The 22,728-nt window shown below is 65.2% G+C and carries 22 protein-coding genes; 3 read left to right on the top strand and 19 right to left on the bottom strand.

What is annotated here, in order from left to right:
* Nucleotides 1–6 precede the first annotated feature (6 nt).
* The 6 genes from priA to AC1MCD_RS07340 form a co-directional block, all read right to left on the bottom strand.
* Nucleotides 7–753, bottom strand: coding sequence for a bifunctional 1-(5-phosphoribosyl)-5-((5-phosphoribosylamino)methylideneamino)imidazole-4-carboxamide isomerase/phosphoribosylanthranilate isomerase PriA (priA, locus tag AC1MCD_RS07365; RefSeq protein ID WP_498677239.1), 747 nt, complete (start codon nucleotides 751–753; stop codon nucleotides 7–9).
* Nucleotides 754–828: 75 nt separating this feature from the next.
* Nucleotides 829–987: a CG2302 family histidine operon protein gene (locus AC1MCD_RS07360; RefSeq protein ID WP_498677237.1), complete on the bottom strand. Its 159-nt coding sequence runs from the start codon at nucleotides 985–987 to the stop codon at nucleotides 829–831.
* Nucleotides 988–1,719 carry an imidazole glycerol phosphate synthase subunit HisH gene (gene hisH, locus AC1MCD_RS07355; protein ID WP_498677235.1) on the bottom strand — a complete coding sequence of 244 codons (732 nt, stop codon included), beginning with the start codon at nucleotides 1,717–1,719 and terminating at the stop codon, nucleotides 988–990.
* On the bottom strand, nucleotides 1,716–2,342 hold the full coding sequence (hisB, locus tag AC1MCD_RS07350; protein WP_498677233.1) for an imidazoleglycerol-phosphate dehydratase HisB: 627 nt from the start codon (nucleotides 2,340–2,342) through the stop codon (nucleotides 1,716–1,718). Before hisB ends, hisH begins: the two co-directional genes overlap by 4 nt.
* Before the next feature lie 61 nt (nucleotides 2,343–2,403).
* Complete coding sequence (locus AC1MCD_RS07345; protein WP_498677231.1) at nucleotides 2,404–3,522, bottom strand: histidinol-phosphate transaminase; 1,119 nt, start codon at nucleotides 3,520–3,522, stop codon at nucleotides 2,404–2,406.
* An 89-nt stretch (nucleotides 3,523–3,611) separates the two neighbouring features.
* On the bottom strand, nucleotides 3,612–4,010 hold the full coding sequence (locus AC1MCD_RS07340) for a LysM peptidoglycan-binding domain-containing protein (protein WP_498677228.1): 399 nt from the start codon (nucleotides 4,008–4,010) through the stop codon (nucleotides 3,612–3,614).
* Nucleotides 4,011–4,349: 339 nt separating this feature from the next.
* On the opposite strand from AC1MCD_RS07340, the gene lexA reads away from it, so the two are divergent.
* Nucleotides 4,350–5,096: a transcriptional repressor LexA gene (lexA, locus tag AC1MCD_RS07335; protein ID WP_498677227.1), complete on the top strand. Its 747-nt coding sequence runs from the start codon at nucleotides 4,350–4,352 to the stop codon at nucleotides 5,094–5,096.
* 2 nt (nucleotides 5,097–5,098) lie between these two features.
* Here the strand turns inward: lexA and AC1MCD_RS07330 are convergent, their stop codons facing one another.
* Complete coding sequence (locus AC1MCD_RS07330; protein ID WP_498677224.1) at nucleotides 5,099–7,156, bottom strand: ATP-dependent DNA helicase; 2,058 nt, start codon at nucleotides 7,154–7,156, stop codon at nucleotides 5,099–5,101.
* Nucleotides 7,149–8,714: a GTPase HflX gene (gene hflX, locus AC1MCD_RS07325; RefSeq protein ID WP_498677221.1), complete on the bottom strand. Its 1,566-nt coding sequence runs from the start codon at nucleotides 8,712–8,714 to the stop codon at nucleotides 7,149–7,151. The genes AC1MCD_RS07330 and hflX overlap by 8 nt, the downstream gene beginning before the upstream one ends.
* Nucleotides 8,715–9,177: 463 nt before the next feature.
* Here hflX and AC1MCD_RS07320 point away from each other — a divergent pair, with 463 nt between their 5' ends.
* Nucleotides 9,178–9,792 carry a class I SAM-dependent methyltransferase gene (locus AC1MCD_RS07320; RefSeq protein WP_498677220.1) on the top strand — a complete coding sequence of 205 codons (615 nt, stop codon included), beginning with the start codon at nucleotides 9,178–9,180 and terminating at the stop codon, nucleotides 9,790–9,792.
* Here AC1MCD_RS07320 and dapF read toward each other — a convergent pair.
* The 6 genes from dapF to AC1MCD_RS07290 form a co-directional block, all read right to left on the bottom strand.
* Nucleotides 9,773–10,717, bottom strand: coding sequence for a diaminopimelate epimerase (gene dapF / locus AC1MCD_RS07315; protein WP_498677218.1), 945 nt, complete (start codon nucleotides 10,715–10,717; stop codon nucleotides 9,773–9,775). The two genes, AC1MCD_RS07320 and dapF, sit on opposite strands and share 20 nt — an antisense overlap.
* A gap of 58 nt (nucleotides 10,718–10,775) precedes the next feature.
* Complete coding sequence (gene miaA / locus AC1MCD_RS07310; protein WP_498677216.1) at nucleotides 10,776–11,672, bottom strand: tRNA (adenosine(37)-N6)-dimethylallyltransferase MiaA; 897 nt, start codon at nucleotides 11,670–11,672, stop codon at nucleotides 10,776–10,778.
* Between the two features lie 3 nt (nucleotides 11,673–11,675).
* The gene (miaB, locus tag AC1MCD_RS07305; protein ID WP_498677213.1) at nucleotides 11,676–13,244 is read right to left on the bottom strand and encodes a tRNA (N6-isopentenyl adenosine(37)-C2)-methylthiotransferase MiaB; all 1,569 of its coding nucleotides are present in this window, start codon (nucleotides 13,242–13,244) and stop codon (nucleotides 11,676–11,678) included.
* A 42-nt stretch (nucleotides 13,245–13,286) separates the two neighbouring features.
* Nucleotides 13,287–13,826, bottom strand: coding sequence for a regulatory protein RecX (locus tag AC1MCD_RS07300; protein WP_498677211.1), 540 nt, complete (start codon nucleotides 13,824–13,826; stop codon nucleotides 13,287–13,289).
* Between the two features lie 157 nt (nucleotides 13,827–13,983).
* The gene (recA, locus tag AC1MCD_RS07295) at nucleotides 13,984–15,039 is read right to left on the bottom strand and encodes a recombinase RecA (RefSeq protein ID WP_498677209.1); all 1,056 of its coding nucleotides are present in this window, start codon (nucleotides 15,037–15,039) and stop codon (nucleotides 13,984–13,986) included.
* 214 nt (nucleotides 15,040–15,253) lie between these two features.
* A complete protein-coding gene (locus AC1MCD_RS07290) occupies nucleotides 15,254–15,475 on the bottom strand; it encodes a DUF3046 domain-containing protein (RefSeq protein ID WP_498677206.1) in 222 nt (73 codons plus the stop codon).
* A gap of 41 nt (nucleotides 15,476–15,516) precedes the next feature.
* Between AC1MCD_RS07290 and AC1MCD_RS07285 the strand changes: the two genes are divergently transcribed.
* Nucleotides 15,517–16,095 carry a MarR family winged helix-turn-helix transcriptional regulator gene (locus AC1MCD_RS07285; RefSeq protein ID WP_498677205.1) on the top strand — a complete coding sequence of 193 codons (579 nt, stop codon included), beginning with the start codon at nucleotides 15,517–15,519 and terminating at the stop codon, nucleotides 16,093–16,095.
* Between the two features lie 72 nt (nucleotides 16,096–16,167).
* On the opposite strand, the gene AC1MCD_RS07280 is transcribed toward AC1MCD_RS07285, so the two are convergent.
* The 5 genes from AC1MCD_RS07280 to AC1MCD_RS07260 all read right to left on the bottom strand — a co-directional run bounded on the left by AC1MCD_RS07280 (nucleotide 16,168) and on the right by AC1MCD_RS07260 (nucleotide 22,698).
* Nucleotides 16,168–16,620, bottom strand: a complete 453-nt coding sequence (locus AC1MCD_RS07280) for a helix-turn-helix domain-containing protein (protein ID WP_190988682.1) — start codon at nucleotides 16,618–16,620, stop codon at nucleotides 16,168–16,170.
* Between the two features lie 165 nt (nucleotides 16,621–16,785).
* On the bottom strand, nucleotides 16,786–17,265 hold the full coding sequence (locus tag AC1MCD_RS07275) for a CinA family protein (RefSeq protein WP_498677203.1): 480 nt from the start codon (nucleotides 17,263–17,265) through the stop codon (nucleotides 16,786–16,788).
* Between the two features lie 8 nt (nucleotides 17,266–17,273).
* On the bottom strand, nucleotides 17,274–17,909 hold the full coding sequence (gene pgsA, locus AC1MCD_RS07270) for a CDP-diacylglycerol--glycerol-3-phosphate 3-phosphatidyltransferase (protein WP_498677202.1): 636 nt from the start codon (nucleotides 17,907–17,909) through the stop codon (nucleotides 17,274–17,276).
* A 9-nt stretch (nucleotides 17,910–17,918) separates the two neighbouring features.
* A complete protein-coding gene (locus AC1MCD_RS07265; RefSeq protein ID WP_498677200.1) occupies nucleotides 17,919–20,849 on the bottom strand; it encodes an FtsK/SpoIIIE family DNA translocase in 2,931 nt (976 codons plus the stop codon).
* A gap of 157 nt (nucleotides 20,850–21,006) precedes the next feature.
* The gene (locus tag AC1MCD_RS07260) at nucleotides 21,007–22,698 is read right to left on the bottom strand and encodes a ribonuclease J (RefSeq protein WP_498677198.1); all 1,692 of its coding nucleotides are present in this window, start codon (nucleotides 22,696–22,698) and stop codon (nucleotides 21,007–21,009) included.
* Nucleotides 22,699–22,728: the final 30 nt, after the last annotated feature.

Raw genomic sequence — 22,728 nt, 5'->3', positions numbered from 1 at the left:
GTCCGGCTAGCGGCGTCCGGCGACGTCGAGGGCTTCGGGCAGCGTAAACGCACCGGCGTAGAGTGCCTTACCGACGATCGCGCCCTCCACGCCCAGGGGCACCAGGGACCGGAGTACTTTCAGGTCGTCAAGGCTGGAGATGCCGCCCGAGGCGACCACCGGCTTGCCGGTCTTTTCCACCATCTGACGCAGGAGCTCCACGTTGGGGCCCTTGAGGGTGCCGTCCTTGGTGACGTCGGTGACAACATACCGGGCGCAGCCGGCCTCTTCCAGGCGGCCCAGAACCTCCCAGAGGTCCCCGCCTTCCTTGGTCCAGCCCCGGCCCGCCAGCGTTGTTCCGCGGACGTCAAGGCCGACGGCGATCCTGTCGCCGAAACGTTCGATGGCCTTGCGGGTCCATTCCGGGTTCTCCAGCGCCGCTGTCCCGAGGTTGACACGGGCCACGCCAAGACCCAGCGCCGCCTCGAGGGACTCGTCGTCCCGGAGGCCACCGGAGAGCTCCACCTTGATGTCGAGCCGGCCCACTACCTCGCGGAGCAGCTCGGCGTTGGAGCCACGTCCGAAGGCAGCGTCCAGATCCACCAGGTGCACCCACCCGGCGCCCTGCTGCTGCCAGTTGAGGGCCGCCTCCAGCGGTGTGCCGTAGCTCGTCTCGCTGCCCGCTTCCCCCTGGACCAACCGAACGGCCTGACCGTTTACGACGTCGACGGCGGGCAGCAGTTCAAGAACCGGCAGATCGGTTGAGGTAGTCATCTCAAATCCTCTTCAATGTTGTGATGCTGGTGGAGCGGAGTGTGGTGTTGCAGAGTCCGGTGGTGTGGCGGGAGCCTAGTTGCCAGGAAGCGTCAGCAGGTAGGCAGCCATCAGCGACATTCCGGCCAGGACGTAAAAACTGATCTGCGTCCACAAAGGTTTGCGCTGCTGCCGGAAGGACAAGGCCCCGCCTACCAGGAGGCCGGCCAGGCCCATCAGGACGATGGACCACATCTAGGCTGCATCCGTGGTAGCCGGCTTGCGAAGACCGTCCACCCAGTTGCGCAGCAGCCGGGCGCCGGCATCGCCGGACTTTTCCGGGTGGAACTGGGTGGCGCAGAGCGGGCCGTTTTCCACCGCGGCGATGAAGCGCGCGCCGTGCTCGGACCAGGTCACCAACGGCGCCGTCATCCGGGGCTGGATCACATCGAAGTTCCAGTCCTGGACACCGTAGGAGTGGACAAAGTAGAACCGCTCGTTCTCAACGCCGGCGAAAAGCTTTGAGCCTTCGGGCACCTCCACGGTGTTCCAGCCCATGTGCGGCACAACGTCCGCGGGAAGGAGCTCCACCTTGCCGGGCCACTCCCCCATGCCTTCGGCCTCGGTCCCGTGCTCGACCCCGGCTTCGAACATCACTTGCAGGCCCACGCAGATGGCCAAAACCGGCCGGCCGCCAGCCACGCGCCGGCCGATCAGCCGGATGCCGTCCACGGCTTTGAGCTCGCGCATCACGGTTTCAAAGGCTCCCACGCCAGGTACCACCAGGCCGTCGGCATTAAGCACGTCCTCAGGCTTGGAGCTGAGGATGACCTCGGCTCCGGCCCGTTCAAGCGCGCGCACGGCCGAGCGGACGTTGCCGGAGCCATAGTCGAGAACGGTGACGGTGGGTTTACCGTCGGGCGACACGGGCTTTTTACCGGTGGCCGGATCGATCACGGCGCCATCACGGAGGAGCTGGCCGGTCACAGGGCACCCTTGGTGGACGGAATCCCCTCAACGCGGGGGTCGGGTTCAATGGCGGCACGCAGGGCGCGGGCGAAGGCTTTGAACTGTGCTTCCACAATGTGGTGCGGGTCGCGGCCGGCAATGACGTTCATGTGCAGGCAGATGCCTGCGTGCAGCGTGATGGCCTCAAAGACGTGACGGGTCAGCGACCCGGTGAAGTGGCCGCCGATCAGGTGGTATTCCTGCCCGGCGGGCTCGCCGCCGTGTACGAGATACGGGCGGCCGGAGACATCCACCACGGCGTTCGCAAGGGCTTCGTCGAGGGGCACAGTGGCCTCACCGAACCTGCGGATGCCGGCTTTGTTGCCCAGCGCCGTGCGCAGGACCTCACCGAAGGTGATGGCGACGTCCTCCACGGTGTGGTGGACGTCAATGTGAATGTCACCGGTGGCCTTGACCGTCATGTCGATGAGCGAGTGCTTGCTCAGCGCCGTCAACATGTGGTCGTAGAACGGGACCGACGTGTCGATGTCCGATACGCCCGTGCCGTCGAGGTTGATCTCCACGAGCACTGACGATTCACTGGTGGCACGCTCCATGCGCGCGGTCCGGGGCTCGGCAGCGTTCGATCCGGTGGAACTCATGATTATCTGGTCCTTTTAACGCAGGAGTGGTAGGGCGCGCTAAGGCGCCGGTACTTCAAGTCTAGGCGGGGAGCTTCGCTTGGCTGGCCAGGATGCCCTCAAGGGAGGTCAGGAAGGCTGTGGTCTCCCTCTCAGTTCCCGCCGTGACCCGCAGGTGGCCGGGAATCCCGACGTCGCGAATCAGCACGCCCGCGTCCAGCAATTGCTGCCAGACCTCGTGCGGGCTGTCCAGGCCGCCGAAGAAGACGTAATTGGAATCCGAGGCCGCCGGCTTGAGGCCCATCCGGGTCAATTCCGTGACTATCCGGTCCCGCTGTTCCTTGATGTCCTGGACGTCCGCCATCAGGGCGGTCCGGTGCTGGAGGGCGGCCAGGGCCGCGGCCTGGGTGATCGCGGAGAGGTGGTAGGGCAGCCGGACCAGGCGGAGGGCATCCGTTACCTCCGGCGCCGCCGCCATGTAGCCGAGGCGCGCTCCGGCGAGGGCAAACGCTTTGCTCATGGTGCGGGAAACAATCAGGCGTTCCCTGCCCGGCAGCAGGGTAAGGGCACTGGGCGTGCCGTCATGGGCAAACTCGTGGTAGGCCTCGTCGACGATCACGATGGTCTGGCTGGCCTCGCCGGCGGCGTACACGGCCTCCACTACGTCCAGCCCAAGCCCTGTCCCGGTGGGGTTGTTGGGCGAACACAGGAAAACGATGTTCGGCTGAAGTTCCTTGACCTGAAGGGCGGCTGATTCGGCACTAAGTCCGTACCCTTCAGCGCGCTGACCGACGATGTATTCGGTGTCGGTGCCGCTTGCCAGCAAGGGGTACATGGAATACGTGGGCGGGAACCCGAGGGCCTTACGACCCGGGCCGCCGAATGCCTGCAAGATTTGCTGAAGGACCTCGTTGGAGCCGTTGGCGGCCCACATGTTAGTGGCATCAAGTCCGTGGCCCAGGTACTCGGCCAGCGCTTCGCGGAGCTCGGTGAATTCACGGTCCGGGTAGCGGTTGAGCCCGGTTGCTGCTTCCGTTACAGCTGCCGCGATGGCGGCCTGCACATCCGCCGGAACGCCATGGGTATTCTCATTGACGTTCAGCAGGATGGGAACATCCAGCTGCGGGGCACCGTAGGGGGTAAGCCCGCGAAGGTTGGTCCGGAGGGGAAGTCGGTTCAGACGCTCTAGCTGGTCATTCACCTGAACAGTTTAGTTCCGAAGGAGACTGCCGGAAAATGTGACGGCCACCAGCGGACCTGTCCCTGCGTCAACCGGCCCCTCGCCGGCGGCTAACGGGTGGGGACAAAGAGCTGTTGGCCCGGCACCACGCCGCCGCCCGTGAGGTTGTTCAGTTGAACAATGTCCGCAATGACGTCCCGGGCGTCGCGCTGGGGTGCTGCCGTGCCCGCAATGGCCCAGAGGGACTGTCCGGGCTGGACGGTCACCGTGATGGTGGGGGTGACGGAGAGATCAGCTGCGGAATCCGCCGCCTTTGCCGGCGAGGTGAGAAAACCAGCCAGCGAGAGAAGGAGCGCAGCAAGGAGCACCAGCGGGATGCCGATGAGGACAACCCGGCCCCTGCGGGTCAGACGGAGCGGCGGCAGGGATTCCCTGCGCTGCTGTGACGTCAGGTGCTCGACGGAAACGAACTGCGGACGGGAATCCTGTGAAGCAGATGTAGCTGACATGAGATGAGCCCTCCTGGACCATACTGTGCTGCCCGGCGTGGCCTCCACGTCGCCAATGCCCCGAGGCTCCCGCCTCCGCATTCGGCGGATATTCGAATCCGCTGGCAACGAGTCGAACACATATTCGAACTTTGCTTCCTCAGTTTTAGCACTTATCACCGAACATTGTCGAGACTCGCTAGAACAAATGTTTGAAAAAGCTATGTGGCTGGCCTACGTTTGGATCAAGGATCAACCACTCGTGTAGTTGATCAGCAGGGTCTGACATTCAAAGCAGCCCGGACATTCCGGCGAGGAACGCCGGACCGGATCCGGGGCAACCGAAAGGCATTGGCGAACATGGCAGCACCAGCCGCCGAGGGCAAGGCGACTCCGCAGGGCCGCCAGCCCCAGAGGACCCCCAAGGGGCTCACTGCCCGCCAGAAGAAGATCCTGGAAACCATCCAGCGTTCCGTCAATGACAACGGCTACCCGCCCTCCATGCGGGAAATCGGAGACACTGTCGGCCTGGCCAGCCTTTCGAGCGTCACCCATCAGCTCTCCCAGCTGGAAAAGCTGGGCTACCTCCGCCGTGACCCGAAGCGTCCGCGCGCCATGGAGGTCCTCATGCCCCTAACGCTGGACGGGGGCGCCGGCAAAAACGGTGCCTCGGTCAAATCCGCGGCCCTGCACAGCCTCGGCGGTACTGTCACCGAACTTCCCACTGCCATGGACACTGCCATGGTGCCGCTGGTTGGCCGCATCGCGGCAGGCGGACCGATCCTTGCCGATCAGGTGGTGGAGGACGTGATGCCGCTGCCCCGCCAACTTGTGGGGCAGGGTGAACTATTTATGCTGCGCGTCGCCGGCGACTCCATGGTGGACGCCGCCATCTGCGACGGCGACTGGGTAGTGGTCCGCCGCCAGGCGGACGCCGCCAACGGGGACATCGTTGCGGCCCTGTTGGACGACGAAGCCACCGTCAAGACCTTCCGCCAGCGCGACGGCCACACGTGGCTGTTGCCCCAGAACACCCAGTACGAGCCGATCCTTGGTGATCACGCCACGATCATGGGGAAGGTCGTCTCGGTCCTGCGGTCGCTGTAGCCTCAGGCGCCCTTCCCGGCCAGCCTTTCGAGTGCCGCGAATGCCGTCTTGCGGTCCGTGGTGGGCCAGAACGGCGGGAGCGCAGCGCGCAGGAAGCCGGCGTAACGCTCCGTGGCAAGACGTGAATCGAGTACGGCCACCACTCCTTTGTCCCCCGTCGAACGGATCAGCCGGCCTGCCCCCTGGGCCAGGCGGATGGCCGCGTGCGTGGCGGAAACTGCCATGAAGCCGTTGCCGCCGGCCTGCGCCACGGCGCGGGAGCGGGCGGTCATGAGCGGATCATCGGGCCGCGGGAACGGAATGCGGTCGATCACTACCAGCCGGCACGATCCACCGGGAACGTCAACACCCTGCCACAGCGACATGGTGCCGAACAGGCAAGTATCGGGCTCGTCCGCGAACTGCTTCACAAGCGCCGTCATGGTCGAGTCGCCCTGGCAAAGAATGCTGAGCCCGAGCCGCGGGCGCATCGCCTCAGCCGCCTCTTCGGCAGCACGGCGCGACGAAAAGAGGCACAACGCACCGCCGCCGGAAGCCCGGATCAGCGCCTCCAGCTCGTCCAGGGCCTCCGGTGACGCTCCGCGACCAGGTTTGGGCAGGTGCCCGGCGACATAGAGGATCCCCTGCTTGGGATAGTCGAACGGTGAGCCGACGTCGATGCCGGTCCAGCTCGGTGCGCCCTCCCCTACCAGCCCCAGGCCTCCGGCGGCCGGTTCGAACGCCGAACCGATGGCCAAAGTTGCCGAGGTGAGCACGACGGTGTGGCCTGCGAACAACCCCTCACGCAACTTACCGGCGACACTAAGCGGGGCTATGTTGATCAGCGCAGGGGCTGTCTCGTCGGGCTGCGAATAGCCCTGTTGCGGATCGAAGGAGCTGGCGCGGGAAAACCAGACGACTTCGCGGTTCTCGCGGGCAACGATGAGGCGTTCACACAGTTCAAGGATCAGCATCAGCCGCGAGCGGGCAAGCTGCCGCCCGCCGTCGGCCGTTTGGCTGCCGTCCCCCTTGGAATCTGACAGGGCGGCCCGGCAGGCCTCCCGCAACTGATCCACGCAGTCCAACTGTTCGTCGTCGAGCCCGTTGGGCAGCAGCCCGTTCGGGACGCCGGCCAGGGCGAGTTCGAGGTTGGCAGCGGCCGCATTAAGGGCATCAACAGTGATGGCGGTGTGCTTACGGGCGCCGGCCGCCGCCGCGTGGACCATGGCAACGGAGAGCTGCCCGGAGACCGCGCCGGTGACCCGGTCCTGGAGTTCGTGGGCCTCGTCCACCACCACAACGTCGTATTCGGGCAGCACGGCAAGGCCCTCAAAGGCGCTGACCGCCAGCATGGCATGGTTGGTGACCACAACGTCAGCTTCGGCCGCGTCGTGGCGCGCCAATTCGCTGAAGCATTCGGCCGCCATCGGGCACTTCTGCGCCCCCAGGCATTCCATCGACGTCACCGAGACCTGCCGCCAGGCGCGGTCGGTGACGCCGGGAAGGAGCTCATCGCGGTCTCCCGTGGTGGTTTTTTCCGCCCATTCGCGCAGGCGCACCACTTCCTTGCCCAGTTGCGACGACGGTCCGCCCATGGCGGCGGCGAAGTGCGGGACGCTGGTGTCCTCGCCGAGGGAGAAGAGTTGGCCCTCGGCGGGTTCCTCGGACGGGAACCCGCCTTCCAGCTTGTGCCGGCAAACATAGTTTGAGCGACCCTTGACCAGAGCCACCTTGACGGGGCGGTCCAGTGCAGGGGTGATGGTCTTCAGCAGCCGGGGAAGGTCCCGGCCCACAATCTGGGTCTGCAGCGCAAGGGTTGCCGTGGAAACGAGCGTGGGCTTCTCGCTCACCAGGGAATGCGCGATGAGCGGGATGAGGTAGGCGAGTGACTTGCCGGTGCCGGTGCCGGCCTGGACCAGAAGGTGGTCGCCGGTTTCGATGGCCCTCGCCACCTGCCGGGCCATTTCATGCTGGCCGGCCCGGCTTTGGCCGCCCATCCCTGCGACGGCGCGGTCGAGCAGTTCAATCACGAACTCCTCGCCGGCCGTCTCGGAGATCTCCCCTGCCACCAAGTCAGTCATTGCTGACGAAGGATTCCAGTTCAGCTGCGAGGCCCTCCCGGACCATGACCACAACGCGCGTGCCGTGCTCGCCGTGCTCGAGGCTGAGGATCTCGGCATCGGTCTCGTGCAGCTTGCTGATCAGGTCACCACGGTCGTACGGGATCAGCAGTTCGAGTTTGACGCCGGGCCGCGGAATGCCGTCGCTGATGGCCTTGAGGAGTTCAGCAATGCCCTGGCCGGTCCGGGCCGACACCACCACATGGCGGGGCTCGCGCTGCTTGAGACGCTCCACCACAAACGGGTCGGCGGCATCGGCCTTGTTGAGGACGATGATCTCAGGCACGTTGCGGGCGTCCACCTCGCTGAACACCTTGCGGACGGCAGCGATCTGGCCTTCAGGATCCGGGTGCGAAACATCCACCACGTGCAGGATCAGATCGGAGTCAGCCACTTCCTCCAGCGTGGAGCGGAACGCTTCCACCAACTGTGTGGGCAGGGACCGGACGAAACCTACAGTATCGGCCAGCGTGTACCCCAGCCCGTCCGAGGTCTCAGCTTTACGGACAGTGGGATCCAGGGTGGCGAACAGGGCGTTCTCCACCAGCACACCGGCATCGGTGAGCCGGTTGAGCAGGGAAGACTTTCCGGCGTTTGTGTACCCGGCGATTGCCACGGACGGCACCGAATTACGACGACGGTTGGCCCGCTTCGTTTCCCGTGCCGGCTTCATCGCGGCGATCTCCCGCCGCAGCTTGGCCATGCGCGTGCGGATCCGGCGGCGGTCCAGTTCGATTTTCGTCTCACCGGGTCCGCGCGAACCCATGCCGGCGCCGGCGCCACCCACCTGGCCACCGGCCTGGCGGGACATCGAGTCACCCCAGCCACGCAGGCGCGGAAGAAGGTATTCAAGCTGCGCCAGTTCAACCTGGGCCTTGCCTTCACGGCTCTTGGCGTGTTGGGCGAAGATGTCCAGGATCAAAGCCGTCCGGTCAATGACCTTGACCTTGACGATGTCCTCGAGGCTACGGCGCTGGGATGGCGCCAGTTCGGCATCGACCACCACGGTGTCCGCGCCGGTAGCCATGACGATGTCCTTGAGCTCCTGCGCCTTGCCGGAGCCAAGGAAGGTGCCGGGGTCCGGTTTGGCACGGCGCTGCACCAACCCGTCCAGGACCTCCGAGCCTGCCGTCTCGGCGAGGGCGGCGAGCTCACGGAGGGAGTTCTCAGCGTCCGCGAGGGTGCCCTCGGACCAGAGACCTGCCAGCACCACCCGTTCGAGCCGCAACTGCCGGTATTCGACTTCGGTGACGTCTTCGAGTTCCGTGGACAGGCCGGCTACGCGCCGCAGGGCCCGGCGTTCGTCGAGGTCCTGCTGGTCGCCGTCGTAGCTTGTGTGTTCGTCTTCCTGGCGGGAAATGGCCTGTGCCCTGCCCAGCACGGCCTTCTCGCCGTCGGCAGCTTTGACGTTCCTGGCAGGAACGTCCTTGGCGAGAATCCGGTCGATGACAGCTTGGATCTCCTCGGGACTCATGTCCTGGGCTGCTGGATCGGAACCGGTGTTGGGCTGGCTGGTCATGTTCTCCTTTGAAGAATCGGCACTTTCAGAATAGTGCCGTTTATTGGTGTCTGGTGAAGTATTCGCGCTGGGCTGACGGCTTGCAGTCATCCTGGCCTCCTGATCTGCCCTGCGGTCCCGTCAAAGCGGTGTCGCGCAGGTGGGTCGCATCACAGCTGATGCATGGAGTGATGGAAGTGGCGCAGGAAATCTCAGAATAGGGACCGGCGCGGCGGCTGATCACTCGAGTCTGGCCCTGCGGCAGGACAGGTTCTGGAGACCTGCCCTGTGTCGCACAGACGGAAGGTTGATACCTGCATCGCTGTGGGGCACGGGCTTGGGGACGGCGGGCCGCGGAAGGCGCAGCCCCGGTCCGGCTACTCGAAGATCAAGAACATGGGTTCAAGATTAGCAGAACCGGGACCCTCCGATTTCGCAGGGGCCGTTTCGCATTGTCCTGTGCGGCCAACTAATCTGGCCAGTTATGGAGTCCGCACACTATTTCAGCGCATCGCCCGCAGGGCCGTTCACCCGCAAGCCCCTGACGGTGGAACTGGCCGGCGAAACGCGTACCCTCCAGACTTCGGCGGGGATCTTCAGCCCCGACGGGATCGACAAGGGTACGGCGGTCCTCCTGGCCGAAGTCCCGGCGCCGTCCCCCAGCGGGAACCTTCTGGACATCGGCTGCGGCTGGGGGCCCATAGCCCTGACCCTTGCCCTGCGGGCGCCACATGCCCGGGTGTACGCCGTTGACGTCAATGAACGCTGCATCACGCTGACCAACGAAAACGCAGCCCTGCTGGGGCTGGACAACGTGGCGGCGAGCACCCCTGACGCGGTGGACCCGGACCTGCGCTTCGATACCATCTGGTCCAACCCGCCCATCCGGATCGGCAAGGACGAACTGCACAGCCTGCTCACGCTGTGGCTCCCCCGGCTGGCCCCCGGCGGCTCAGCGTGGCTGGTGGTGCAGAAGAACCTTGGTTCGGACTCGCTTCAGCGCTGGCTGTCCGCAGAACTGGACGAATCGTTCACCGTCACCCGCGAAAGCACCGCCAAGTCCTTCCGGATCCTGCGGGTCAGGAAATCGTCCCGCTAGCCACAATCACGGCGGGGCCGCTGAGTTCGACGTGCTCGTGGCCTGCCGCCCCCACGAAGAATTTGACCCCGACTACCCCGCCCGGCACGTTGACCAGCCAGGAGTCCGGCGCCTCGGCTCCGGCCCAGTGCCTGGTGGCCACCGCTGCGGCGCACGCGCCGGTGCCGCAGGACTGCGTTTCCCCAACGCCCCGTTCGTGGACACGCATGGTAACGGTGCCGACGCCGTTGTGGACGAGCGGTTCGTCGGGCACCACAAATTCGACATTGGTGCCGTTGGCGGGCAGCGGATCCACCAGCGGTGCCGTGAAGAGCCTGGCGGACTCCAATTCCGACAGTTCCGCCAGGGCCACCACGGTGTGCGGGTTGCCCATGCTGATGGACAGAGCCGGCCGGGGAACTTCCAGGCCGTCCGCGGTCACGAGGGAATCCATGGCCTTGGCAGTTGCTTCGCCGGGGAAAATGAACTCCCACGGCCCCATATCAACGGCGTAGCCCTCGCCTGTCCGGACAACTGTCTTGGCGCCGCCGCGCGTTCCGATGGTGAGCGATCCGCCGTCGGGCAGGTCAACCAAACCCTCAGCGCGCAGGAAGTGCACAAAAACGCGGACACCGTTACCGCACATTTCCGAGAGGGACCCGTCACCGTTGCGGTAGTCCATGAACCATTCCGCCCCGGGGCTGGTTTGCAGGAGCTCGCGGCCTTCGGACAAGTAGCGGGACGGAACGGCCCTGATCAGCCCGTCCCCGCCGATGCCGCGGTGCCGGTCGCACAGCGCGGCGACCTGCCCGGCGTCGATGGTCTGGACGCCGTCCGGATCAGCGATGAGCACAAAATCGTTGCCCGTGCCGTGGCCCTTGGAGAAACGAAGTCCGCCCAGCGAACGGAAGGCGGGCTCGGGGGTCTCTGTGGGGGTTGCGTCCATGCTCCTAGGTTACCGGGCAGGCATTAATCGGCTAAAACGGCCGACGGCGGCGGCGGCGTCAGTGACACAGCGCCGCGGCCTGCGCCGTGAGGTCCGGCGCCTGCCAGTCCAGCCAGCTGATGCGGGGATCCGCCCGGAACCAGGTGAGCTGGCGTCGGGCGAATTGCCGGGTGGCCACGATGGTTTCCTCGGTGGCCTCGGCGGCGGTTGCGACGCCGTCGAGCACCTTGAGGAACTGGGCATAGCCCAGTGCCCGGGGCGCGGTTTTGCCGCTGCGCAGTCCTGCCGCATCCAGCCGGCGCACTTCCGCCAGCAGGCCCTGGTCCACCATCCTGTGCACGCGCAGGGCCAGCCGTTCACGGAGTGCTTCGCGGTCCACGGCCAGCCCGACCTGAACGGCTGGCTGGTAGTACTCCCGCTGGGGCATAAAGGAGCTGAAGGGCCTGCCGGTGAGCTGGTGCACCTCCAGGGCCCTGATGATGCGCCGGGCATCGCCGACCCGGCCGGCGGACACGGGATCCACCTCCCGGAGCCGGGCGAGGAGTGCCTCCGGCCCGGACTGCTCAAGCTCCGCCTCCAGGGCGCGGCGGATTGCGGGGTCGGTACCCGGGAACTCAAGAACGTCCAGGACTGCCCGCACGTAAAGACCGGATCCGCCCGCCAGGATGGCGCGCTTGCCGCGGGCGTGGATGCCGCTGATGACCTCCCGGGCCTGCTGCTGGAAGTCAGAAACGCTCGCTTCCTGGGTGACGTCCATCGTGTCCAGGAGGTGGTGGGGCACGCCGCGCCGTTCGGTCAGGGTGATCTTGGCAGTACCGATGTCCATGCCCCGGTAGAACTGCATGGCATCGGCGTTAATCACCTCGCCATCCAGCTCGAGGGCAAGGCTGACCGCGAGATCCGACTTACCCGAGCCAGTGGGACCAACGACCGCGATGACCGGAGGCTGGGCCACCGGTCAGCGGCTCCGGACCGGCAGCGTGGGCATGCCCAGCGAGACCCCGGTCCGGCCAGCACCGCTGCTTGCGGCGCCCGGTGCAGGAGCGCCGCAGGAGTCGGCCTGCGACCTGTCCCAGGCATCGCCGGCACGGGACCGGCGGAGGCTGTAGTCCTGCAGTGCAGGGTCGGCGACGAGGTGGAAGGCGGCGGCCTCCGTGACGGTGACGGTCACCACGTCACCCGGACGTGGCGACTCGGCACCTTCGGGAACCGAGAAGTGCACCAGCCGCTGGTCCTGGGACCGGCCAGAGAGCCGGTGGGTCTCTTCAGACTTCCGGCCGGCTTGGGCAGTAACCATGACCTCCACCCGTCGGCCAAGCTGCTTGGCGTTTTCTTCGGCGGCAATCCGGTCCTGCAGCGCGGTCAGGCGTTCGAAGCGCTCCTGGACTACGGCCTTGGGCAGCTGATCGGGCAGGTCCGCAGCGGGGGTGCCCGGCCGCTTGGAGTACTGGAATGTGAAGGCGGTGGCGAAGCGCGATTTCTCCACCACGTCGAGGGTGGCCTGGAAGTCCTCTTCCGTTTCGCCGGGGAAACCCACGATGATATCGGTGGAAATGGCGGCGTGCGGGATCCTGTCCCGGACCTTGTCCAGGATGCCCAGGAACTTGGTGGACCGGTAGGACCGCTTCATGTCCTTCAGGACCTTGTCTGACCCGGACTGCAGCGGCATGTGCAGTTGCGGCATGACATTGGGCGTCTCGGCCATCGCGTCAATGACGTCGTCGGTGAAGGCGGCGGGGTGCGGGCTGGTGAACCTGACCCTTTCGAGGCCCTCGATTTCACCGCAGGCGCGCAGGAGCTTCGAAAAGGCCTGCCTGTCGCCGAATTCCACTCCATAGGAGTTAACGTTCTGCCCGAGAAGCGTGACCTCAATCGCACCATCGTCCACGAGCGCTTGGATTTCGGCCAGGACGTCGCCGGGACGGCGGTCTTTCTCCTTGCCGCGCAGGGCCGGCACGATACAGAAGGTGCAGGTGTTGTTGCAGCCCACCGAAATGGACACCCATCCTGAGTAGACCGAGTCCCGCTTGGTGGGCAGCGTGGAGGGGAAAACGTCGAGGGATTCGAGGATCTCCAACTGGGCCTCGTTGTTGTGCCGGGCCCGGTCCAGCAGCGCCGGAAGCGCACCGACGTTGTGAGTGCCGAACACGGCATCCACCCAGGGCGCCTTCTTGAGGATGGCCTCCCGGTCCTTTTGGGCCAGGCAGCCCCCCACCGCGATTTGCATTCCGGGGTTGGCGGCCTTCACGGGCGCCAGCATGCCCAGGTTCCCGTAGAGCTTGTTGTCCGCGTTCTCCCTGACGGCGCAGGTGTTGAACACCACCACGTCGGCCTGCTCACTCTGGGCCGGTACGTAACCCGCGGCCTCAAGCATGCCGGCCATCCGCTCCGAGTCATGGACGTTCATCTGGCAGCCGAAAGTGCGCACCTGATAGGTCCGGGGGTGCGGTGCACTTATCGCTTGTGCTGCGCCAGAGGCTGCGGAAGGGGCGGTGCCGGATGCGGGGGAAGGAATGGTCAAACTCACCTGTTAAGGGTACCGGCTCAGCGGAGGCCCCGCCCCGGCAGCCTAAAACCCCGGCTCATAGCCGTCGTGGCTGGCCTGGTGGCCACCCAGCCGGGCGTCGATGACCTCACCTACCACCCTGAATGCCTGGGCGGGCTGGTAGCCCTTCCGGGCGAGCATGGAGGCGAGGCGCCGCGTCATCTTGTCCCGCTCGGCCCTGTCCGACAGGTCCGAGCCGGGCCGGAGCTTACGTTCCACCAGTACCCGGGCGCCCGCTTCCTCGTCCGCGTCGGAGACCTGCTCCAACGCGGCAGCGGCGATGTCCGCGTCGATGCCCTTGTCCGACAACTCGCGGCGGAGCGCCCCTTTTGCCAGCTTTCGCGACTGGGACCGGCTGCGTACCCACATATCGGCGAAGTCGGCGTCGTCAATCAGGCGGACTTCCTCGAACCTGTCCAGGACGGCCTCGGCCACGTCCTCCGGGATGTTCCGCTCCGCAAGCTTGCGGGCCAGTTGCAGCCGGCTTTTCGCCGAACTGGTCAGCTGCCGCAGGACTATGGCGCGGGCGACAGAGGCGGGGTCAGGCTCGGCATCCGCAGCCACAGACGACTCCGGATCAGGCCCGTCCGCGCCAGCGCTGCGCCGGCCGCCCGCGCTCCTACGCCGCCCGCGCCCGGCCGCCGAGTCCCATTCACCCATAAATCCGCGGCGCCTTCGAACGCACGGCCCTATAACTCTTCAACTTTAGAAGCCGTCGCCCTTAGAAGCCGTCGACGGCCTTCAGCTTGGGCGCATCCTTGGACTCATCCGCAGCGGGCTTGACGCCCACGCCCAGCTTCTCCTTGATGAGGCGCTCCAGCTCAGCGGCAAGTTCGGGGTTGTCGCGCAGGAAACGGCGGGAGTTCTCCATGCCCTGACCCAGCTGGTCGCCGTCGTACGTGAACCATGAACCGGACTTCTTGATGATGCCGTGCTCAACGCCCATGTCGATGATGCCGCCCTCACGGGAAATGCCCTGGCCATAGATGATGTCGAACTCGGCGATCTTGAAGGGCGGCGCCATCTTGTTCTTGACGATCTTGGCCTTGGTGCGGTTACCGACAGAGTCGGCACCTTCCTTAAGGGTCTGGATCCGGCGGACGTCGATGCGGATGGAGGCGTAGAACTTCAGGGCCTTACCGCCAGTGGTGGTCTCCGGGGAGCCGAAGAACACGCCGATCTTTTCACGGAGCTGGTTGATGAAGATGGCAGTGGTCTTGGTCTGGCTGAGGCGGCCGGTGATCTTACGCAGCGCCTGGCTCATCAGGCGGGCCTGCAGGCCAACGTGGCTGTCACCCATGTCACCCTCGATTTCCGCGCGCGGCACCAGGGCGGCAACGGAGTCGATGACGATAACGTCCAGCGAGCCGGAACCGATCAGCATGTCCATGATTTCCAAGGCCTGTTCACCGGTGTCAGGCTGGGAGACCAGGAGGGCGTCGGTGTCGACACCCAGTTTGGCAGCATATTCCGGGTCCAGAGCGTGCTCGGCGTCGATGAACGCGGCAATGCCGCCCAGGCGCTGGGCGTTTGCGACGGCGTGCAGGGCCACTGTGGTTTTACCGGAGGACTCCGGGCCATAGATCTCTACGACGCGGCCGCGGGGCAGGCCGCCAATTCCCAGGGCCACGTCCAGGGCGATGGAGCCGGTGGGGATGACCTCGATGGGGGCACGGACTTCGTCCCCCAGGCGCATGACCGATCCTTTGCCGAACTGCTTGTCAATCTGGGCCAGCGCTGCTTCCAACGCTTTTGCACGATCCGGGGCTGCCGCCATGGTTCACACCTCTAATGCTTTCTCGCTTTGGAGTGGCCTCAGGGGCCTTTATTGGTCATCTCTGACGCTAATGGCACCCTCCGACATTCCAGCCGGGCGACATCGCGTATGTGGATAACCCACTACAAAAAGCATAGCTTTACCCGAACAGATATTCGAACAGATCCGACGGCGTGTCAGCCGCAGAGACCTGCAGTGGGTCAGCAGAGGGAATTCAGTTGCGGGGCTTGACGTCGCGGCCCAGGCGCCGGTCAGGCGGCACGTCCTGCACCTCGCACACGGCGAGCCAAACGTTCCGGGGGCTCACGCCGGCGCTGAGTGCCTGGTCAGCCGTGCGCCCGCCGACTCCGGCGAGAACGAGGGTGCTGCTGAGGACCCGGGAGTACCCTGCCCCGAATTCGTCGTCCATAAGCCGCCAATAGTCACTGATCCGCACCAATAGAGTCTCTCATGATCCCGGACCCTAGAATTGTTGCCATGAGCAACTCAGCCGATGGCCGTCCACTGGAAGCACCTGCTGATGCAGCCGCTCCTGATACGGGTGCCCGCGGGGACACCCTCGACGAGACGCTCAACACGGTGGAACATCAGATCAGTCTTTTTTGGCGGCGTGCGCGTTCGGTATCCCAGCAGCTTTCGCGCCAGGTTCATCCGGACATGGAGCCGGCAGCGTACGGGCTGCTGGCAGTCATCCGGCGTGAGGGCCCCATCCGTCTGACCGACCTTGCCCAGAACATCGGCGTGGGCAAGCCGTCGGTCAGCCGCCAAATCGCGTTCCTGGAAAGCATCGGGCTGGTCTCCAAGGAAGCCGATCCCCTGGACGGTCGGGCGCAGTCGATCCGCCTTACCGAAAAGGGGGAAGAGAAGATGCACCAGGTCCAGGACGCACGCCGGCGGGACTTCCGTGAACGCTTGGGGGAATGGCCGGTGGAGGAACTGCAGACGCTCGCCGAATACATGGCCAAGCTCAACTCGATCTTTGACCTGGACGTCCTCGGCAAAGACGCAGCCGCCCGGGGCGGCGCGACGAACCGGGCAGCCAGCACCACCAGGTAGCAGGACAGAACACAGCCTCCGGCCAGTGGCCGGAGGCTTCGTCTTTAATGCTTTAGATCCCTGCGGACCTGCTTACCGTGCGCCGGAAAGGAGGCCCGTGGAGAGTTCGTTGGTGAGTTCAGCATTGAGGTCGCGGTCAAGATCGCGGCCGTAGCGCTGTGAGAATTCCTGGGGAACGGTGTCTGGAACGGCAACGCCCTCAGCGACGGCTACGCGGTCGCTGACTTCACGGAGCATGATGGACAACGGCACGTCCAAGGCCGAGCAGATCGACGACAGGAGCTCTGACGATGCTTCCTTCTGTCCCCGCTCCACCTCGCTGAGGTAGCCCAGGGATACACGCGCACTGTGCGAAACTTCGCGGAGCGTACGCCCCTGGCGCTGGCGGACATCGCGCAGGACATCACCGATTTCGTGGCGAAGTACAACCATTTTGCGCTCCTTCTGTTCGCTCTTAGCCTGATCGGCGAGGCCCACATCCTTCCAGCGGACAACGCCGTTTACGGATACGGGCTGCTTTACCATCTGTATCGCCTTGCTCCTTCATATGTCCGGCTCACCATGCGATACCGGAGTTGTTATTTATCCTAGGCGCCTCGGCTCTGCCAAAGCGACACAATGTAATAACTAATAGGTTCGGGGATTTGTTCCCGGCAACTTTACGCCCGGTAGCTTTGACGCGATAGGGCCTCAGGAAGACAGAGCTGTGAGCAGCCTTTCCAGCGCTGCGCCGCACGCTTGCCCGCGGATATCGGCGCGGTTCCCGGTGAAAGTGTAGTGGAAGGCGGAGGCGCCTTCGGCGGTTGCCACACCGATGAAGACCGTTCCCACCGCTTTGCCGTCATGTTCCTCGGGGCCGGCCACGCCTGTGGTGGCGACGCCAATGTCCGCGCCCAGCGCAGACCGGACACCCGTGGCCATGGCCGCAGCGACGTCGCCGTCCACCGAGCCGACCGTGGCCAGCAGTTCAGCCGAGACGCCCAGGACGTCAACCTTCACGGAGTTCTGGTACGCCACCACCCCGCCTTGCAGCATGCCCGAGGCCCCGGCAGTATCGGCCAGGACGGCGGTGACCATCCCCGCAGTAAGTGACTCCGCGGCAGCAACGGTGCGGCCGGTTTCCAAGGCATTCCTGACTGCCTGTTCGGCCAGATGGTGAAGATTTGTCACGTCAGCTCCTAGGTGCCAAGCGTTGTGTTTCGGGACCGTTTTCCCCGCGCCCGCAGACGCAGGGCTTCCACCACATATTCGACGCCGGTCCATACCGTGATGAGTACGGCCACCATCATGACTGCAAAAGCCACCCAGACCAGCCAGGGTACCAGCGCGCCCAGCGGCAGCAGATACAGGAAGATCGCGGCAGTCTGCACCACGGTCTTGAGCTTCCCGCCGCGCGATGCCGGGATGACGCCATAGCGGATGACAAAGAAGCGGAGTGCAGTTATGCCCCATTCCCGGACAAGGATCACGATGGTGACCCACCATGGCAGCTCACCGAGCACGCACAACATGACCAGCGCAGAGCCGATCAGGAGCTTGTCTGCGATGGGATCGGCGATCTTGCCGAAATTGGTGACGAGCCCGCGGCTTCTGGCAATGTCGCCGTCGAGCTTGTCCGTATAGATTGCGACGGCGAACGCCACCACCGCCGCCCATCGCCACGGACCTGACTCGCTGCGCAGGCCGGGGGCATCGAGGAGGAGGAACCAGACGAAGAACGGTACCAGAGCGATGCGCAGCATGGTCAGGATGTTGGGAAGATTCCAGATCCCGGGGCTGCTGGAGCCGGCGGCAGTTGCTTCGGTGCTAGTCACCCTTCTAGGCTACCGTCCGGTGAGTGACCAGGCGTCTTCGGACCCGTCTTCGTCGTCGCCATTGGAGCCGGTATCTGCTCCGTCGAAGTATTCGACGCTCTGGCTTCGCTGGTCCAGGTCGGCCTGGACCAGGTCCTCAGCGTAGCCGCCCTGGGCGATATTGGCGTTGGCGTTGTCGCTCAGCGCCGCAGTCTTGGAATCCGCAACGGCCGGCGCGTCCTGACCCTTCATGGCTGCCAGCACGGCAGCCAGATCGTCCGGCTTGACCAGGACGTCCCGGGCCTTGGAACCTTCCGACGGGCCAACCACTCCCCTGGACTCCAGCAGGTCCATGAGCCGGCCGGCCTTTGCGAAGCCGACACGGAGCTTGCGCTGAAGCATCGACGTCGAACCAAACTGGGTGGTGACCACGAGTTCGGTGGCCTGCAGCAGTACGTCGAGATCATCCCCTATGTCGTCGTCGATCTGCTTCTTTTGTGCCTCGGGTGCCACGTCATCGCGGTAGACGGCCTTCAGCTGGCCCTTGACGTGTTCCACCACCTTGTGGATTTCCGATTCGGTGACCCAGGCGCCCTGGACGCGCATGGCCTTGGAGGCGCCCATTGGCAGGAACAGGGCATCACCTTGGCCGATGAGCTTCTCTGCGCCGGGCTGGTCGAGGACCACCCGTGAGTCAGTGACGGAGGAGGTGGCAAACGCCATGCGGGACGGCACGTTGGCCTTGATCAGACCGGTAACGACGTCAACGGAGGGACGCTGGGTTGCCAGGACGAGGTGGATGCCGGCCGCACGCGCCAGCTGGGTGATGCGGACAATGGAGTCCTCGACGTCGCGGGGGGCCACCATCATGAGGTCGGCGAGCTCGTCAACGATCACCAGCAGGTAAGGGTACGGCCGGACGACGCGCTTGGAACCTTCGGGCGGGATGACCTTGCCGGCCCGGACGGCCTTGTTGAAGTCGTCAATATGTTTGAACCCGTAGTTCGCGAGGTCGTCGTAGCGGGCGTCCATTTCCCGGACCACCCACTGCAGGGCCTCGGCGGCCTTCTTCGGGTTGGTGATGATGGGTGTGATCAGGTGGGGCACACCCTCATAGGCGGTCAGCTCCACGCGCTTGGGGTCCACCATAACCATCCGGACCTCATCGGGGGTGGCCCGCATCAGGATGGACGTGATCATGGAGTTCACGAAGGAGGACTTGCCCGCACCGGTGGCACCGGCGACGAGCAGGTGGGGCATCTTCGCGAGGTTGGCTACGACGTAGCCGCCTTCGACGTCCTTGCCCACGCCCATCACCATCGGGTGCTCGGTCCTGCGCGCGTTCTGGCTGCGGAGGACGTCGCCCAGGGAGACCGTCTCGCGGTCGGTGTTGGGGATCTCAATGCCGATGGCGGATTTACCGGGAATGGGGCTAAGGATGCGGACGTCACTGGAAGCCACCGCGTAGGAGATGTTCTTGGACAGGGCAGTGACCCGCTCCACCTTGGTCCCCGAGGCCAGTTCGATCTCGTAGCGGGTCACCGTGGGGCCGCGGCTGAAGCCTGTGACCGTGGCGTCCACATTGAACTGCTGGAGGGTGTCGGTGAGGGCGGCGACGACGGCGTCGTTGGCCTCCGTGCGTTCCTTGGGGATGGAACCGGGGGTGAGAACGTCCGACGACGGCAGGGTGTACGTGACGTCGCCGGCGAGTGAGAGCTGCTCGGTCCGCTGCGGGATGGGCGTGGGCAGCGGTACGGGAGTGACGGGTTTGGCCGGCACCTGCGCGACGGCGGGAGGAGCAGGGTTGAGCGAGCCTGCGGCCACCATGCCGGGGGTGACAAGCGGAATGGCCTCGGTGGCGTTGTCCGCCGGGCTGTGTCCTGCACCTCCAAGGCCCTGGGCGGCCTTGATCTTTTCGACGGCGATTTCCGCCTGCGTGGGACGGCGCACCCCGGGGGCAGGGCGGGCTCCGCGGCCTGTTTGCCCGCCTTCGGCCTCCTCGTCATCGATGACCGCATGCTCAAAGGCCTCGTCACCGACGTAGCCTTCCAGCCCGGCGTCGGAGTCTTGGTCCTTGCCAAAGAGGCGCCGCTTCTTTTTCTTCGGGGCCGCGGCGGCGCGCGTTTCCTCAAGGTAGCTGCGGTCGTGACGGTCGCCGGCGTCGACTGGCTCCTGCAGGTCAATGCCCATCAGGTGTTCGTAGGCTGAGTGAAGCCGGCGTGGAATGGCCCCGAAGGGTGTGGCAGTGATGATCAGCAGTGAGATGAAGGCCAGGACGCCATACAGCACAAGGGGTACCACGGCGTGGATGGCGGCTAGCGGCGATGCCGCCAGGAAGCCGAGCATGCCGCCCGCCTGGCGGAGGCCGTCGAAGCCATCGGCGACGGTGGGCTGACCACCCAGCACGTGCGCGAGGCCGCAGCCTGCGAAGGTCATGATGAGGAAGCCGATGCCCACCCGGTTGTTTCCGCGGCCGTCGTCGGGCTGCCGGAACAGCCGGAAGGCACACGCAAAAAGCATCAGCGGCAATACCAGCGACATCCAGCCGAAGGTGCCGTTGACCACGCTGTAGACGGCGTCCGGGAACCAGCCCGTCAGCCCCCACCACGCGAACGTGGCGATAAAGACGCCCAGCGCGAGGTTGAACAGGGCAGCACCGTCGCGGCGCTCCTCCGCCGGCAGGTCACTGACGTCGGAACCGATCCTGCGGACTCCCCCGCCCACCAGGTGCCCTACGCCCAGCCATGCGCCACCGACCACACGCAGGAGCCAAGGCTGCCGCGGTTCGACGGCGGGAAGCTGCCGGGTGCGCGCGGCCCCGGCCGAAGATCCCGCCCTTCCGCTGGTGCCGCCGCCTTTGGACGCTGTTGAGCCTGTGCCGCGGCCCGCGGAGCTGCCGGATTTGGCGGTGTTCGTGCCTCGGGCGGTGCCTTTGGGCGCGGGGGTAGTACGAGTGGCCATACTTGCCACGGTACCGGAACTGGTCCGGTATTCCGCGGATTTCCGCCTGATTCGAGGCTTCCATGTTGCCCATCCGAGCCCGATCTTGTCCCCGGCACAGCGAAAGGCCCGGTTCCGAAGAACCGGGCCTTGGGGCTCCCGCGAGGTTCGGGCGCGGTTACGCCTCGAGGACCACCGGAATGATCATGGGCTTGCGGCGCAGCTTACGGTTGACCCACGTGCCCACCACACGCCGGACAACCTGCTGGAGCTGGTGCGTGGTGTGGTCCGTGCGGTTGAGCACGGCTTCTTCCAGGGCGGCGTTGATCTTCGGGATGATTTCGTCGAAGACTGAGTCGTCTTCGGCCACACCGCGGGCGTGGATCTCCGGTCCCGAGACCACCTTGCCGGTGGCACGGTGGATGACGGTGATGATGGAGATGAAGCCTTCATCACCGAGCGTCTGGCGGTCCTTGAGGTCAGCTTCCGTGACCTCACCGACGCTGGAGCCATCGACATAGACAAAGCCCACTTCGACCTGGCCCACCACGTCTGCGCGGTGGTCCTTGAGGTCGATGACGGTGCCGTTGTCGGCAAGGATGACGCTGGCGGTGGGAACGCCGGACTCGATGGCGATCTTGCCGTTGGCGATCAGGTGCCTGGTCTCGCCGTGCACCGGCATGGCATTGAGCGGCTCAAGGATGTTGTAGCAGTACAGCAGTTCACCGGCGGCTGCGTGTCCCGAGACGTGGACCTTGGCGTTGCCCTTATGGATGACATCCGCACCCAGTTTCAGCAAGCCATTGATGATCCGGAACACAGCGTTCTCGTTACCCGGGATCAGGCTGGACGCCAGGATCACGGTATCGCCGTCACCTACCACCACGCGGTGGTCCCCGTTGGCCATGCGGGAAAGCGCGGCCATAGGTTCGCCCTGCGAACCGGTGGACATCAGCACAACGCGGTTGTCCGGCAGGTTGTCGATGTTCTTGATGTCCACGAGGAGGCCATCGGGGACGTCGAGGTAGCCAAGTTTTGCGGCAATAGCCATGTTGCGGACCATGGAGCGGCCCACAAAAGCCACCTTGCGGTTGTGCTTGGCCGCTGCGTCAAGGACCTGCTGGACGCGGTGGACGTGCGAGGAGAAGGACGCCACAATGATGCGCTTGCTGGCCTGGCCGAAAAGCCGTTCCAGCGTTGGGCCGATTTCCTTCTCGGCGGTGGTGAAGCCCGGGACGTCGGCGTTGGTGGAGTCGGACATAAAGAGGTCAACACCCTCTTCACCCAGTTTGGCGAAGTGCCGGAGGTCGGTGATCCGGCCGTCCAGGGGCAGCTGGTCCATCTTGAAGTCGCCCGTATGCAGGACGGTGCCACCGGCCGTGCGGATGAACACTGCCAAAGCGTCGGGGATGGAGTGGTTGACGGCGACAAACTCGCATTCGAAGGGGCCAAACTTTTCGACCTGGCCCTCTTCAACGGTCATCGTGTACGGACGGATCCGGTGTTCCTGCAGTTTGGCCTCGATGAGGGCCAGTGTCAGCTGCGAGCCCACCAGCGGGATGTCGGCGCGCAGCCGCAGGAGGTAGGGAACTGCGCCGATGTGGTCCTCGTGACCGTGGGTCAGGACAACGGCCACGATGTCGTCCAGCCGGTCCTGGATGTAGGAGAAATCGGGCAGGATCAGGTCAACGCCGGGCTGGGTTTCCTCCGGGAAGAGGACACCGCAGTCGACGATCAGCAGCTTGCCGTCGATCTCGAACACGGCCATGTTCCGGCCGATCTCCCCCAGCCCGCCAAGCGGAACAATGCGGAGTGTGCCTTGCGGAAGGCGTGGGGGCGTGACAAGGCCGGGAAGGGCGGTTTGGGTCATAGTGCACTACTTTCCAGGCGGAAGGGTGCC

This window comes from Arthrobacter sp. BF1, from assembly GCF_056680215.1.
Note: the sequence above shows the minus strand (reverse complement) of the source record. Positions and strands in the feature narration are given on the sequence as shown.